Raw genomic sequence first — 13932 nt, 5'->3', positions numbered from 1 at the left:
CTAAGAGGCTCTGACGGGCAACAAAAGGCATTAAAAATTAGATAAAAATGCATAATATTAGATAAAAGCCTTACAGGCCTCGTTCTATAAGGCTTTTCTAAGTTTTCTATCTAATTTTTAGTTAGATGTATTTTTTTTGTGTCTGCAATTTAGGCCCAAATCCCCGCTATTTCTGCCTTTCAGAACATCACGCACCTGCAAAACCAGTCAAAACACCAACATTGTCGACAATCCTAACTCAATCCTTAGTCGTACGACCCAGATCAACAAATCCGCTCAAACCCTAATAAATACGGGCACATAGCCAGAATATTAACCTTTTGTATTAGTTAATTTCTCGCGCTGGTCGGTTAAAGTGACAGAACTTAAAGGGGTCAACTGTCTACAATAATAAGAAAGACCCTAGACGACTAAGACAGATTAACAACTACAAAGACAAAGAAAGGACCCGCGCTATGTCCTATCAAGCAGAGTACAACAAGTCCATCGAAACTCCGGAAGCGTTCTGGGGTGAAAAGGCCGAAGCTATCGAGTGGTTCAAGAAGCCTGAGAACATCCTGTCTAAGGATGACAACGGTATTGATCGCTGGTTTGCTGACGGTGAACTGAACACCGCTTACCTGGCACTGGATTACCACGTAGAAAACGGCCGCGCAGATCAGCTGGCAATGATCTACGACTCTCCGGTAACTGATAGCAAACGTAAGCTGACTTACCGCGAACTGCGTGACGAAGTTGCTAAGTTTGCCGGCGTACTGAAAGCACAGGGCGTAGAAAAGGGCGACCGTGTTGTTATCTACATGCCAATGATCCCTGAAGCAGTTGTTGCCATGCTGGCGGTAGCACGTCTGGGTGCTATCCACTCTGTGGTATTCGGTGGTTTCGCACCACACGAGCTGGCGGTACGTATCGACGATGCCGAGCCAAAAGTGATCGTGACTGCATCCTGCGGTATCGAAATTTCGAAAGTTATCGAATACAAGCCGATGCTGGACCAGGCGATTGAAAAGTCTGCCCACAAACCATCTGCATGCGTTGTTCTGCAGCGCCCGGAAGTGAAAGCATCTCTGATCGAAGGTCGTGACATCGACTGGACTGCAGCGATGGAAACCGCAGAACCTGCTGATTGCGTACCAGTGAAAGGTACTGATCCGCTGTACATCCTGTACACCTCCGGTACTACCGGCAAGCCTAAAGGTGTTGTACGTGATAACGGCGGCCACGCTGTTGCGCTGAAGTACTCCATGAAAGCGATCTACAACATGGAGCCGGGCGACGTATTCTGGGCTGCTTCCGATGTAGGTTGGGTAGTAGGTCACTCCTATATTGTTTACGGCCCACTGCTGGCTGGCTGCACTACCGTTGTATACGAAGGTAAACCGGTGCGCACTCCGGATGCAGGCGCATTCTGGCGTGTATGTGCAGAATACGGCTGTAAAGCACTGTTCGCTGCACCAACTGCATTCCGTGCGATCAAGAAAGAAGATCCTGAAGCGAGCGAGCTGGCTAAATACGACCTGTCCAAGCTGGAAACCATCTTCATGGCAGGTGAGCGTCTTGACCCGCCTACTTACCACTGGACTGTTGAGAAGACCGGCAAGCCAGTTGTTGACCACTGGTGGCAGACTGAAACCGGCTGGGCGATCTGCGGTAACCTGACCGGCGTAGAGATGAAAGATCCTAAGCCAGGTTCTTCTACTGTTCCTGTTCCTGGCTTCAACGTACAGATCCTGGATCCGGAAGGTAACGAACTGCCAGCAGGTGAGCAGGGCTCCATCGCGCTGAAACTGCCTCTGCCTCCAAGCTGCCTGCCAACCGTATGGGGCGACTTCGAGCGTTTCCGTACCGGTTACCTGTCAGAGTACCCTGGATACTACTGCTCTGGCGACGGCGGTTACAAAGATGAAGACGGTTATGTATTCATCATGGGCCGTACCGATGACGTAATTAACGTTGCAGGTCACCGTCTGTCTACCGGTGAGATGGAAGAGATCGTAGCGGGCCACAACGCAGTAGCGGAGTGTGCGGTTATCGGTATCAACGATCCGCTGAAAGGTCAGCAGCCTGTAGGTCTTGTCCTGCTGAAAGACGGCGCAGACATCGAAGAAGAAGATCTGGAAGCCGAGCTGGTTGCTCTGGTTCGTAAAGAGATCGGTGCAGTTGCCTGCTTCAAGCGTGCAATCGTCGTACAGCGTCTACCTAAAACACGTTCCGGTAAGATCCTGCGTAAACTGCTGCGTCAGATCGCTGATGGTCAGGAATACACCATCCCGTCCACCATCGATGATCCAGCATCTCTGCCGGAAATCGAAGAAATTATGGGAAGCCACGGCCTGGTAACGGCTTAAGGGCTTCACATAAGAAACTGAAGTTCCAACCCTTAGCTCAGTTTTAGGCGATCCTCGGATCGCCTTTTTTCGTTTTTGGGCGGTTGAAATGTTGGGCATTTCTTCGAAATGGCCAACCTACGTTTGATATCGTGTGTGTAGGTTGGCCATCGCAACGCGATGCCCAACACAAAGATTACCTTTCACCAAATTTGCCTACGAAATCGCTCGATACGCCCCAATCCGGATCTATATCCCCCGATCTGATATACCGATGAATACTGCTGTACGGCCAATCTGATGCGCGGTTTGCATATCCATGCTTTACAGGATTGAAGTGGATGTAATCAACATGACGGGCAAAATCATTGTCGTCACGTATCAGGTGTTCCCAATACCTACGTTGCCAGATCCCACGCTCACGGCGACGATATTGGCTTTCGTTAACTGGATTCAATTTCGCGATGCCACGTGAAAAAGCCGCTTTGATGACTCTCCACCTAATCGAAAAATCAGAATCATCGGGTGGAAGGGTCCAGATACAATGCAGATGCTCTGGCAAAACGACCATGGCATCGATCTTGAAAGGGTGTTTGGCCTTTGTTGTTAGGAAAACGGACCTGAGCAGGTCAATTTCATCGACCAACGTTGTTTGGTTTCGGTTCTGAAGGTTAACGGTAAAGAAATAGGTACCGCCAGCGACATCGCTTCTTCGATATCTCATGATTCACACTCCTTGTGAAATTTGATTTTTTGGTAGGTGTTGGGCATTTCATGCGAAATGACCAACCTACGTATGTCTGTGCAATTATGCTGGGCATTTCTGTGAAATGACCAACCTACGGAATCTTTGTAGGTTAGCCATCGCGAAGCGATGCCTAACAACTGCCTCTGCGTTTACTTATTCTCATCATCCGAGACGCGGCGCAGGATGTAATCCAGCCAGCGGGCAGACAGGATGCGGCGCAGGTATGCAAACAGATAGGTAGGGAAGGTGACGTAGTATCGCGGTTTAGGGCGCTTGCTCTCCAATGCATGTACCACTTTTTCTACAACGGCTTCAGGCCCCAACGTGAACGGGTCGTTACCACGCTCCAGATCCTTCTTTGCCAAGCGGCGATCAACTGCCGCATACACCTCTTTATGTGCACTGTGTTCGGTATCGATATTCGCCTTAAAAGCTTCGTAGGCGTTCACACGGAATTTACTGGTGATCGGACCAGGCTCAACCAGCGATACAAAGATATTGCTGCAATGCAGCTCCTGGCGCAGGGTGTCGGTCAGGCCTTCCAGTGCAAACTTGGAGCAGTTATACGCACCGCGGTATTTCAGCGTAATCAAACCCAGAACAGAGCTGTTCTGAATAATTCGACCGTATCCCTGCTTGCGCATGATAGGCAACACTTTGCAGGTCAGTTCGTGCCAGCCAAGCAGGTTGGTTTCGAGCTGCTGACGCAATACATCACGGGTAAGATCTTCTACCGCACCGGGCTGACCATACGCGCCATTGTTAAACAGGGCATACAGTGTGCCGCCGGTCTGTTCCAATACCCAATCCAACGCCTCACTGATGGACTCAGTGCTATCCAGATCAAGCTGATAGGCTTCCAGACCTTCCTGGCGAAGACGCTCCACATCCTCTATTTTACGCGCGGTGGCAAATACCCGATATCCGCGTAAGCGCAGCATATGCGCTGATTCATAACCGATTCCGGTTGAGCAACCTGTGATAAGAATTTCCTTGGTCATAGCTCCGATACCACCGTAAATGCACGTCAAAAAAGGAGTCGGGAATGCTATCAGAAAACGATGCGTTTAAATAATTCACCTATGAATTCCGGCGAGAGTAGGTGGACTGATCAGAATTGGGTCTATTATTGGAAATAGACCAACTGATCAATATATAAACAACTGTAAGGATTTCAGAACATCAATTCCTAAGCGGTTGTGTGGCACATAATCTGATGCCGGAGGATATCTGGATGAATCTTTCATCTGAAGGGACCTCACCGGTTGTTGATGCTCAAGCGTTCGGTGAAGCGCTGGTAGCGGCGGGATGCCTGTCTGAAAATGATTTGTCACGTGTGATACAGATGCGCGAGAGCAGCGGTGATGACACGCCTATAGCGTCACTGCTCATTCGGCTCGGGCTCGTGTCTGAAACCGATATCGCCACCCAGTTATCATCCCTCTATGAAATTCCGCTCGTAAGCTCGCGAGAGTTTCCCAGCGATGCATTCTTGCGAGACCAGATCTCTTATCGATTCCTGAAGGAAAATCACGTATTGCCGCTTTTTGAAGAAGACGGGAAGCTCGTGATCGCAATGGCGGATCCACAGGACAGCTTTACGGTTACCGCAATCGAAGAAGCCAGCGGCCAGCCGGTAGCCTGCCGGGTGGGGGTTGCCACAGAATTGGATAACGCTGTTGAGCGCCTGTACGGCGAAGGCCACAGCAAGATGGGCGACATCCTTGCGGGCGTCGACGCCGACGAACAAGCGCTAGAGCAGGACATCGAACAACTTAAAGATATGGCCAGTGAGGCGCCGGTCATCCGTCTGGTAAACCTTATTATTCAGCGTGCAGTTGAGGCCCGCGCCTCCGATATACATATCGAGCCCTTCGAGAACTGGCTGAAGGTTCGCTACCGCATCGATGGGGTACTAAAGGACGGTGAAGCACCACCCGTTAACATGTCACCCGCGGTGATCTCGCGAATCAAGATCATGGCGAAGCTAAACATCGCAGAGCGGCGCCTACCGCAGGATGGCCGTATTGAGATGCGCCTGCAGGGTAAAGACCTGGATATCCGTGTCTCAACTGTTCCAACCATGCACGGCGAAAGCGTTGTGCTGCGTCTGTTGGACAGGGAAACCGTTGCCCTGGACTTTGACTCGCTTGGGTTTGATGAGGAACTCAAAGCCCAGCTCAACTCCATACTCACAATTCCTCACGGCATGCTGATCGTCACTGGCCCTACCGGTAGCGGTAAGACAACAACGCTTTATACGGCACTCAGCCAACTCAACACCGAACAGAGCAAACTCATTACCGTCGAAGACCCGGTTGAATACCAGCTTGAGGGGATCAATCAGATCCAGGTGAAATCCTCAATCGGGCTCACCTTTGCCAGCGCACTGCGCTCGATCGTTCGTCAGGACCCGGACGTAATCATGGTGGGTGAGATGCGTGACCTGGAAACCGCACGCATCTGTGTCCAGTCCGCATTAACCGGCCACATCGTGCTTTCTACCCTGCACACCAATGACGCAGCCAGTAGCGTGACCCGACTGCTTGAGATGGGGGTGGAAGACTATCTGCTGACATCAACTCTGAACGGTGTCATCGGACAACGATTGGTAAGGCGCTTGTGTCCTCACTGCCGTGAAGCCTACGAACCACTCCCCGAGATTGTCGAAGAGCTGGGCCTGAAAGGCGCGAAAGAGCATCCGATTACGCGTTTATATCATCCAAAAGGCTGCGAACACTGCGGTGGTAGTGGTTACCGGGGTCGAATAGCCATCACAGAAATTCTGACGATGAACGACGAAATCCGGCGACTGGTTCTGCAACATGCGGACGCCGGTGTATTGCTGGAAGCGGCGAGAGAAGCCGGTATGCGCACCATGTACGAGGATGGCTGCCGGAAAGCGCTGGCCGGTATGACCAGTATCGAAGAAGTTATTCGTGTAACGCAGGAGGCCTGAGACCATGCCTCTATACCAGTACCGCGCGGTTACTGCCGAAGGGGAATCGCGCAGTGGCGCGTTGGAAGGGACGGACGAGCAGTCCGTAGTGCACCAGCTGCAGGGTAAAGGCCTGATCCCAATCTCCATAGAGATGGGAGAGAGCGGCTTCAGCATCGCCGACCTACTCAACACCAAAGTAGGCAGACGGGGACTGAGCGATGCACGCCTGTTGATCTTTACCCAGCAGCTGTCTGCACTGATGCAGGCCGGTATCGCGCTCGATAGGGCCCTGGACATCATGTACGAGGTCAGCGACGACCCACAACTGCTGGAACTGGTGCAACCGATCCAGGATGGGGTACGGCGCGGGCTACCGCTATCCCGTGTCCTTGCGGATATTCCCGATACCTTCTCCCACTTTTACGTCAGCATGGTTCAGGCGGCAGAAGTATCTGGTGACCTGGGCAGCGGACTTGATCAGCTCTCAATCTATCTGGAACGCAGCAAAGAGCTGCGTGATCGTGTTTTATCGGCTCTTATCTATCCGATCATTCTGGTGATTGTTGCCGCAGTATGTCTGCTGATCATCCTCACCTACGTGGTTCCGCAATTTCAGACACTGTTTGCTGATATGGGACAGGCACTGCCGCTATCAACCGCGATTGTCATCACCGCGGCAGAGGGGATACGGGATTACTTTCACTGGGGACTTCTGATTCTCATCGCTGCACTGCTCTATTGGCGACACCTGCTTTCAAAGCCGGACACGCGCTTGTGGTGGGATCGCAAACGTTTGTCGATGCCGCTTATCGGTGCGGTAAGCCAGCGCGTGGACACTGCCCGCTTTAGCCGCAGCCTGGGCACCTTGGTTCAAGGGGGCGTGCCACTTCTGAGCGCACTGGGTATTGCACGAGAAACGATCGCCAATACCTGCATGGCACGAGCGGTAGACGAAGCTACAAAAAGCCTGAAAGAGGGTAAACACCTGGCTGGGCCGCTGCAGGCTACCGGGCTGTTTCCATCGCTGGCATTGCAGATGATCCAGGTCGGTGAAGAAACCGGTCAATTAGAAAGTATGCTGCTTAAAGTTGCCGACGTATACGACCGGGAGGTCTCAACCGCAATCCAGCGTGCACTCTCGATTCTTACGCCGGTGCTCATTGTAGGTCTGGGTATTTTGATTGCCGGGATCATCATGTCGATCCTGGTCGCCATCATGAGTATCAACGATATACCGATCTGATTTAGGAGAGTTTTGTTATGGCATTTAACAGGTCTGAGCAAAGCAACACGCAAGGAAAGCAGAAGGGCTTCACCTTGCTGGAGATTCTGGTCGTCCTCGTGATCCTCGGCTTGCTGGCAAGTCTGGTAGGGCCGCAGGTATTCAAGCAACTTGAAGGTTCAAAGAGTAAAACAGCCGCGCTGCAGATTCAGGAGCTGAGTGCAGCACTGGACCTGTACCGACTGGAGGTAGGCAGCTATCCGTCAACCTCTGAAGGGTTGAACGCTCTGATCGATGCCCCATCCGGCGCGAGCAATTGGAACGGCCCTTACCTGAAGAAAAAAGTGATTCGTGACGACCCATGGGGCATGGCCTACCAGTACAAGTCGCCCGGCGACCACGGTGATTTTGACCTTTACTCATACGGTGCCGACAAGAAAGAGGGCGGCGAAGGGGATGATCGCGATGTAGTGAGCTGGGAATAACCTGGCTTAGCCGTTAACAGGCACATCACCATGCATGCCTCGTCACACAATCAGTCCGGGTTCACACTGTTGGAACTGCTGGTCACGATGCTCATTGCCGTTATGGCAATCAGCGTTGTCGCCCCGCGGTTTTCAGCACTCATCCCGGGCGTAGAGATCAAAGGCGAAGCTCAAAAAGTTGCTGCGCTGCTGCGTTTTGCCCGCAGTCGCTCCATAGCGGAAGGGGACGTTATCTCGGCAGTTTATATTGAAGAACCACTCGCGATAGAGGTTACCGGCTCATCAAAGCTATATACGTGGCCGGCGTCGATCACGTTAGAACTTTCCCGAGAACTCGGTAATTCAGATGATGCACCTGAAATCCGTTTTTACCCTGACGGTAGTTCAACCGGAGGCGTGGTATCACTCAAATCTGACGGACTGAGTTACACAGTCGCGGTCGATTGGCTGACGGGGAGGGTGACAATCAATGACTAGCCCACGCCGCCGGGAGAATGGTTTTACCCTGATCGAAGTACTGGTCGCCTTCATCGTGTTATCCATGTCACTGGGCGTAATCATGAGCATTCTGTCGGTTTCAATGCGTACCAGTCGCACCGCAAGCACCGACCAATATGCACTGATGTTGGCGGAATCCAAACTGTCCGAGCTAGTCGGTACACCGGAACTGAAGGTCGGTCGGCGAGAGGGCGAGTTTGACGATGCGTATCGTTGGGAAGCGCACATCGAACCCTGGGAGTTTCCGGATCAGGATCCGGGTACCGTCTACACCTTTATGCCGTATCGCGTTGAAGTAGCGGTCATTTGGGGTGATCACGACCGCGAACGGTTCACACTCTCCTCGATTTACATCGTAGACGAGGACACCTTATGACCACGCCTGTTACTCGCTCAAGCGGTTTTACGCTGATTGAAATGATTGTGGCATTGGTCGTTTCCAGCATGCTCGCGGTTGTCGTGGTATCTGGCCTGCATCTGGCGATTCGCAGTTGGGAAGCGGTATCCGAAAACATCCACCAAGGTAACGACACTTACATATCGATGCATGCGCTGCGTCGGGTTCTGTCGTCATTGCGCCCTAGAAAGGTACGTGATGACAACGGCGTTGCCGTGGCCGCATTTTATGGTCGGGAAGATCAGGTGCTGTTTATTGCGCCCATGGAGCAACTTGGCGGTCTCGACGACCTGTATTGGGTCATGATCAGCACACGAGAGGCGGAAAACGGAGACCGCTCTTTGATACTTAACCTTTTGCCGTTCAATCAGACAACCAACTTTGATGAAGAAGACAACGCCGCCTTCCAAGGAATTGTCTGGGAGGAAAAGGTGGATGAGATACTCGCACTGGAAAGCGAAGTCATACTCGGCAACCAGGAGTTCACCGGCGTGACTTTCGATTACCTGCGCATCGATAACAATGGCGATCCGGTATGGGAAGACGAATGGTTGGATGACGCACAGATGCCTCGCTCAATCAGGATTCAACTTGAGTTTGACTCAGACGAGGAATGGCCACACCTCTACATACTTCCGAAAACAAGCACCTATGAATTTAAGAAATTGCTCTAACAATAGATTCGGTTTTGCATTGGTTGCAGTACTTTGGTTGCTGGTTCTGCTCTCCCTGATCGCCCTGCATATATCGACCGTCACCCGAACAGAGGCACAGTTGGCCCGCAACATGACACTGGGCACACAGGTGCGTTACGCGGCTGAATCTGGCGTACGCTGGGCGATCTGGAGTCTCACGCTTCCACGAGAAGAGCTATGGCTCGCAGACGGCAGCCTGCACTCCATGGATCTGGACGAATCCCGTGTGCACGTGGCACTCCAGGATGAAAACGGCAAGATCGATCTCAATCTGGTAACTCCCGAACATCTGGCCAAGCTGTTTGAGGTGGCAGAGATAGAGGAGGAGATCGCGACACCTGTCGTTGACGCCATACTCGATTGGCGTGACGAGGATGATCTTAAGCGACTGAACGGCGCGGAAGACGAGGATTACCTGGACGCGGGCTACGAATACGGTGCTCGCGACGGCGCGTTTGAAACGGTAGAGGAGCTGCAAAAGGTATTGGGCATGGAAGACTGGATCTACGATCGCATCAGTCCTGCGCTAACTGTCCATTCGTTAAAAAATGGCATCAATCCGCTTGTAGCACCGCGTTTGGTTCTGCTGTCACTGGAAGGATCTGACGAGGATATGGTCGATCAATACATCTCTGATCGCCGCCTCAACCACGAACAAGGGCTACCGCCACCCGAAACACCACCTTTCCAGGGCAAGTTAATTTCACCAACTTTACAGGGTGTCTACTACACTATTCATACGGAAGCAATTATTGGACAGGGTGCAAAGGCATTTAAACAAGTAACTGTTCGTCGCCGTAGCGCCGCCGCCAACGCACGATTTGACCTCATCAGAAACAGTGAGAAAAAGGAGCCGTTAGTAGAAGGATTGGAGTCTGACTATTAGGTGACTTCCAATGGCAAAACAAACAGCATCGCCTGCAATTCAATCTCAGGCCAATAAAGCGTTCAGCCAGTTAGGACGCATATGGCACTGGTGGACGGGCGAATTAATGGGAATGCTCCCCTACAGCCTACGTGACCGACTACAAGGCAAAGGTCGTTACCTGCTTGCCGAGATAGAGGAGGGTCGCTGCAGCGTCCGATATGGTGGTCGGGGGAACTTTAAACCGATCACCCAGTTTGAACTGAGCGATACCTGGCAGGTGTCCGGTGACACCCATCAGTCGTTTATAGACCTGCGCAATAAGGCCGACGATACCGTACTACTACTCCCACCCAAGTTACTCCTGACCAGAACGCTTCAACTTCCGGCAGCGACCGAATCCGGCCTCGAGAATGTGCTGCGTTTTGAGATGGATCGACATACACCATTCACTGCAGAACAGGTGTATTACGGCTATCGCATTATCCATCGTGACAAAAAGACCGAAAAAATAGGTGTTGCCTTAACCCTCGCAGTTCGATCCAAAGTTGATCCTCTGCTCGATCAATTTGCTCGAATGGGTCTTACGCCAACCGTTATGGCACCCGCGGCAGAGGCCAGCGACAACCTTTATTCCATGAACATGCTTCCAAGCAGTATGCATTCTGCTTACGACAAACGAGAGCGTTCTCGTCGCTGGCAAATTTTGCTGTTGCTGGTGCTGTTTGCTGCGGCCATAACACTGCCTGTATTGCAGCTAGAGAGCAAAGTAGAGGTCCTTAAAACCGAGATCAATGTACCGAAAGCGCAAGCAGAGAAAGCTCAAGCTGTAGCCGATGAAGTGAAGCTTCTGAAAGAGAGCAGGCGTTTTCTGATTAACAAAAAGATTGATGATCCATCCACACTTGTGCTCGTCAACGAGCTGACCCAACTCCTGCCGGATAACACCTGGATCAGCCGTCTTGAGCTACGTGGTAATGAGCTGAAACTCCAGGGCGAATCAGGCCAGGCATCTGCACTTATTGGTTTATTGGAGGGATCCGGGTATCTAAGCAATGTTCGCTTCTCCTCACCGGTGACCTCCAACCCCCGTAATCAGAAAGAACGTTTTGTGATTGTCGCCCAGCTTAGACGGGAGGCCACGCAATGAATTCGATGAATCCCAATCAAAGTCGTTTGCTGGCGTTGGCAATACTGGTGGTGGTTATCGTTGCCGCAGTCGTATTGATTTTCGAACCACTCTATAACCGCTACGTGAATGCAAGCGAGGAAGTCGAACGACTCGAACACCAGATCGCCGTGTACAAACGGGTAGCCTCAGGCCTGATTGAAAGTGAAGAAGAGCTCGAAAACCTGCAGCAAAACAACCCGATTGCCAACCTCTATCTGTCAGAAACCAAACCCACACTCGCTGCCGCGGAGCTGCAACAACAGCTAAGACGTATGGTCTCTGAATCCGGCGGACAGGTCGTCAGCACACAAATCCTGCAGAGAAACACAGAAACAGTGTTGCCAACGGTTTCACTGCAGGTACATGTACGCAGCGAGATCGATGAGCTCGTGAAACTGATGCACCAGATAGAGTCGGGTAAGCCGTTGCTGTTTATTGAGAACCTGGTGATTTCATCCGCAGTGCGCCGAGCACCCCAAAGGGTTAACCGTGCACGTCGAAATCAGCCTGTCAGACGCCAGCTGCCTTCATTGGACGTACGCTTCGATCTGATCGGCCACAGTGGTAAGGAGGGGTAAGCAATGAACAAATCCCCTTTGATTTTGGCGATCACCGTATTGGCTTCCACGCTGTTATGGTCGGCCCATCTCCGTGCTCAAGATGATGTTTCACAGCTCGTGTTACCGGAATATCCACCCCTCGACACCTTTGAGCCCATCAGCCAGCGTCCGTTATTTAACTCCACCCGTCGTCCAAAACCTAAGACTGAAGACTTTCAGCAGGATGTCAGTCAGAGCGAACTGGCAGAGTCCTGGCGACTTGTCGGAATCATCCTGAACAATGACACGCCGTTGGCACTCATGGCTCAGAAGAAAGGCGAGAAGCGGTTAACGCTCGCTCGGGGTATGCCGCTGGATCAAACATGGATGATCAGCGAGATCGGACAAGACTACATCGTACTTGAAGGCAATGACGAACAAGCGCGGTTAGAGCTATGGGAGCCGCGCGAGAAACAAGCGCCAAAACGGGATCGCGGTAAACGTAACGCCCAACAGGAAGCGCAACAAGAACAATCACCCAACACAAATACTAGAACGCAACGCGCTCAAGGAGCACCTGTTAGGGCTGTTGCGCCAGGTAAATCCGGTACTAACGGAGGTTAGTCGCGATGGAACTGAAACGAATATTTGGCTGTATTGCACTGGCATCCGTCTGTGCTCTGATCAGCTCGTGCAGCCTAACCCCTGGTGGGGAACGAGACACGCTTGACAGCCCCTGGAAGAAGAAAGCGGTCCAGCAGGTCGATAGTTCAAGTGACCGTCAGACCACCGCGGATATAACACCATCGGGTATTTCCCCATCGACGGATCGTTTTAAAGATCAGTCCCGGACAACCGAAATCGAGGAAGGTCCATCGCAGGAGCTCTACCAAGGGACCGGCAACATGGTGAATCTCGGGGTTGCATCCCGTGAAGCATTAGAACCCGGGGAAGGGGACATCACCCTTAACTTTCAGGATGCTGAGATTGGCGAAGTAGTAAAAACCATCCTCGGCGACATCTTACAGAAGAACTACGTCCTTGATGAGGATGTACGTGGCACAGTCTATCTTCAAACCAGTCGCCCCCTATCATCGGATGAGCTGATTCCGACTCTGGAAACATTGTTGCAGTTTAACGACGCCGTTCTGCTTAAATCACAGAACTTTTACGAGATCGTGCCGGTTGATAAAGCACCGGCCGGCGCGTTTGTACCTCGTACCCGTCTCAGAGCGGGCAGTGGTTACCAGGTCTTGATCCTGCCTCTGCGGTATATCGCATCTTCAGAGATGATGAAGATCCTTGAACCTCTGAAACCGGAAAAAGGCCTTATCGAGGTAGACGAGCGTCGCAACTTACTGACCGTTGCAGGTACCGAAGAGGAGTTAATCAACATCCGTGAAACCGTTCGTATCTTCGACGTTGACCAGCTAAAAGGGATGTCTGTTGGATTGTTCAGACTTCAGTCAGTTGAAGCCAGTGTGATCGTTGAAGAGTTGGAGGCAATTTTTGGCGATTCCGCAGAAGGCCCTTTGGCGGGGTTGGTGCGGTTTATGCCAATCGAGCGATTGAACGCATTGTTGGTGATGACACCTCAGAAGAAATACCTGACCGACGTAAAAGTATGGATCAGCCGTCTGGATCGGGCAGAGGATCGCCGCGGCATGAACATGTACGTGTACTACGTTCAGAACGGCAAAGCGGAAAACCTGGCTGAGATGTTAGCAGAGCTTTTCGAAGGGCAGCGTCGTAGCCAACGTAGACAAGACACTGATGATGAGCCAGCCCGTCCGCAAATAACTCGTAACGAAACCGCTGAGGGCGACGGTGCCGACAGTTCTACAGATGCGGGCACATCGTCTCGTACCAAAGTGACCGCCGCAGGTGGCGATGGCTCCAGTCTGGATGTGGGGGACGTAAGCATCATTGCTGACGAAGAAAATAACGCGCTATTGATCCTTTCCAGTCCAATCGATTATGAAAAGGTAAGAGACGCTATCGAGAAGCTTGATGTGCTGCCTCTGCAGGTACTGGTAGAAGCTAC

13 protein-coding genes and 1 pseudogene are annotated in these 13932 nt (G+C 51.9%); 12 read left to right on the top strand and 2 right to left on the bottom strand.

Features of this window, described 5'->3' with window-relative positions:
* Positions 1-416: 416 nt before the first annotated feature.
* Positions 417-2348, top strand: a pseudogene (locus tag ACEQ15_RS09335) (propionyl-CoA synthetase); the annotation flags it as partial.
* A 175-nt stretch (positions 2349-2523) separates the two neighbouring features.
* Here the strand turns inward: ACEQ15_RS09335 and ACEQ15_RS09330 are convergent.
* Entirely contained in the window at positions 2524-3051 is a 528-nt protein-coding gene (locus ACEQ15_RS09330; RefSeq protein ID WP_370278875.1) for a transposase, read from the bottom strand.
* A gap of 173 nt (positions 3052-3224) precedes the next feature.
* Positions 3225-4076, bottom strand: coding sequence for an SDR family oxidoreductase (locus ACEQ15_RS09325; protein WP_370278874.1), 852 nt, complete (start codon positions 4074-4076; stop codon positions 3225-3227).
* A 233-nt stretch (positions 4077-4309) separates the two neighbouring features.
* On the opposite strand from ACEQ15_RS09325, the gene gspE reads away from it, so the two are divergent.
* From gspE to ACEQ15_RS09270, 11 genes are all read left to right on the top strand, one after another.
* Positions 4310-6034, top strand: coding sequence for a type II secretion system ATPase GspE (gene gspE, locus ACEQ15_RS09320; RefSeq protein WP_370278873.1), 1725 nt, complete (start codon positions 4310-4312; stop codon positions 6032-6034).
* 4 nt (positions 6035-6038) lie between these two features.
* Positions 6039-7259 carry a type II secretion system F family protein gene (locus ACEQ15_RS09315; protein WP_370278872.1) on the top strand — a complete coding sequence of 407 codons (1221 nt, stop codon included), beginning with the start codon at positions 6039-6041 and terminating at the stop codon, positions 7257-7259.
* Between the two features lie 17 nt (positions 7260-7276).
* On the top strand, positions 7277-7723 hold the full coding sequence (gspG, locus tag ACEQ15_RS09310) for a type II secretion system major pseudopilin GspG (protein ID WP_370278871.1): 447 nt from the start codon (positions 7277-7279) through the stop codon (positions 7721-7723).
* Positions 7724-7753: 30 nt separating this feature from the next.
* Positions 7754-8200, top strand: a complete 447-nt coding sequence (locus ACEQ15_RS09305) for a GspH/FimT family pseudopilin (protein WP_370278870.1) — start codon at positions 7754-7756, stop codon at positions 8198-8200.
* Positions 8193-8597, top strand: a complete 405-nt coding sequence (locus ACEQ15_RS09300) for a prepilin-type N-terminal cleavage/methylation domain-containing protein (protein ID WP_370278869.1) — start codon at positions 8193-8195, stop codon at positions 8595-8597. Before ACEQ15_RS09305 ends, ACEQ15_RS09300 begins: the two co-directional genes overlap by 8 nt.
* Positions 8594-9292 carry a type II secretion system protein J gene (locus tag ACEQ15_RS09295; RefSeq protein WP_370278868.1) on the top strand — a complete coding sequence of 233 codons (699 nt, stop codon included), beginning with the start codon at positions 8594-8596 and terminating at the stop codon, positions 9290-9292. The genes ACEQ15_RS09300 and ACEQ15_RS09295 overlap by 4 nt, the downstream gene beginning before the upstream one ends.
* Before the next feature lie 19 nt (positions 9293-9311).
* Positions 9312-10199, top strand: coding sequence for a general secretion pathway protein GspK (locus tag ACEQ15_RS09290; protein ID WP_370278867.1), 888 nt, complete (start codon positions 9312-9314; stop codon positions 10197-10199).
* Positions 10200-10209: 10 nt separating this feature from the next.
* Positions 10210-11328: a PilN domain-containing protein gene (locus tag ACEQ15_RS09285; RefSeq protein WP_370278866.1), complete on the top strand. Its 1119-nt coding sequence runs from the start codon at positions 10210-10212 to the stop codon at positions 11326-11328.
* Positions 11325-11927: a type II secretion system protein GspM gene (gene gspM, locus ACEQ15_RS09280; protein ID WP_370278865.1), complete on the top strand. Its 603-nt coding sequence runs from the start codon at positions 11325-11327 to the stop codon at positions 11925-11927. Before ACEQ15_RS09285 ends, gspM begins: the two co-directional genes overlap by 4 nt.
* Before the next feature lie 3 nt (positions 11928-11930).
* Positions 11931-12512, top strand: coding sequence for a hypothetical protein (locus ACEQ15_RS09275; protein ID WP_370278864.1), 582 nt, complete (start codon positions 11931-11933; stop codon positions 12510-12512).
* 5 nt (positions 12513-12517) lie between these two features.
* On the top strand, positions 12518-13932 hold a 1415-nt coding region (locus ACEQ15_RS09270), incomplete at its 3' end, for a secretin N-terminal domain-containing protein (protein WP_370278863.1).

The organism is Pontibacterium sp. (assembly GCF_964228735.1).
Classification (GTDB): Bacteria; Pseudomonadota; Gammaproteobacteria; order Pseudomonadales; family Balneatricaceae; genus Pontibacterium.
This window is presented reverse-complemented; position numbering and strand designations above follow the sequence as displayed.

Bases quoted from the DNA above. Each gene is read 5' to 3' on its own strand.
- ACEQ15_RS09285 (WP_370278866.1), top strand. From the start codon at position 10,210: ATGGCAAAACAAACAGCATCGCCTGCAATTCAATCTCAGGCCAATAAA.
- ACEQ15_RS09275 (WP_370278864.1), top strand. From the start codon at position 11,931: ATGAACAAATCCCCTTTGATTTTGGCGATCACCGTATTGGCTTCCACG.
- gspM (WP_370278865.1), top strand. From the start codon at position 11,325: ATGAATTCGATGAATCCCAATCAAAGTCGTTTGCTGGCGTTGGCAATA.
- ACEQ15_RS09295 (WP_370278868.1), top strand. From the start codon at position 8,594: ATGACCACGCCTGTTACTCGCTCAAGCGGTTTTACGCTGATTGAAATG.
- ACEQ15_RS09300 (WP_370278869.1), top strand. From the start codon at position 8,193: ATGACTAGCCCACGCCGCCGGGAGAATGGTTTTACCCTGATCGAAGTA.
- gspG (WP_370278871.1), top strand. From the start codon at position 7,277: ATGGCATTTAACAGGTCTGAGCAAAGCAACACGCAAGGAAAGCAGAAG.
- ACEQ15_RS09315 (WP_370278872.1), top strand. From the start codon at position 6,039: ATGCCTCTATACCAGTACCGCGCGGTTACTGCCGAAGGGGAATCGCGC.
- ACEQ15_RS09330 (WP_370278875.1), bottom strand. From the start codon at position 3,051: ATGAGATATCGAAGAAGCGATGTCGCTGGCGGTACCTATTTCTTTACC.
- ACEQ15_RS09325 (WP_370278874.1), bottom strand. From the start codon at position 4,076: ATGACCAAGGAAATTCTTATCACAGGTTGCTCAACCGGAATCGGTTAT.
- ACEQ15_RS09305 (WP_370278870.1), top strand. From the start codon at position 7,754: ATGCATGCCTCGTCACACAATCAGTCCGGGTTCACACTGTTGGAACTG.
- gspE (WP_370278873.1), top strand. From the start codon at position 4,310: ATGAATCTTTCATCTGAAGGGACCTCACCGGTTGTTGATGCTCAAGCG.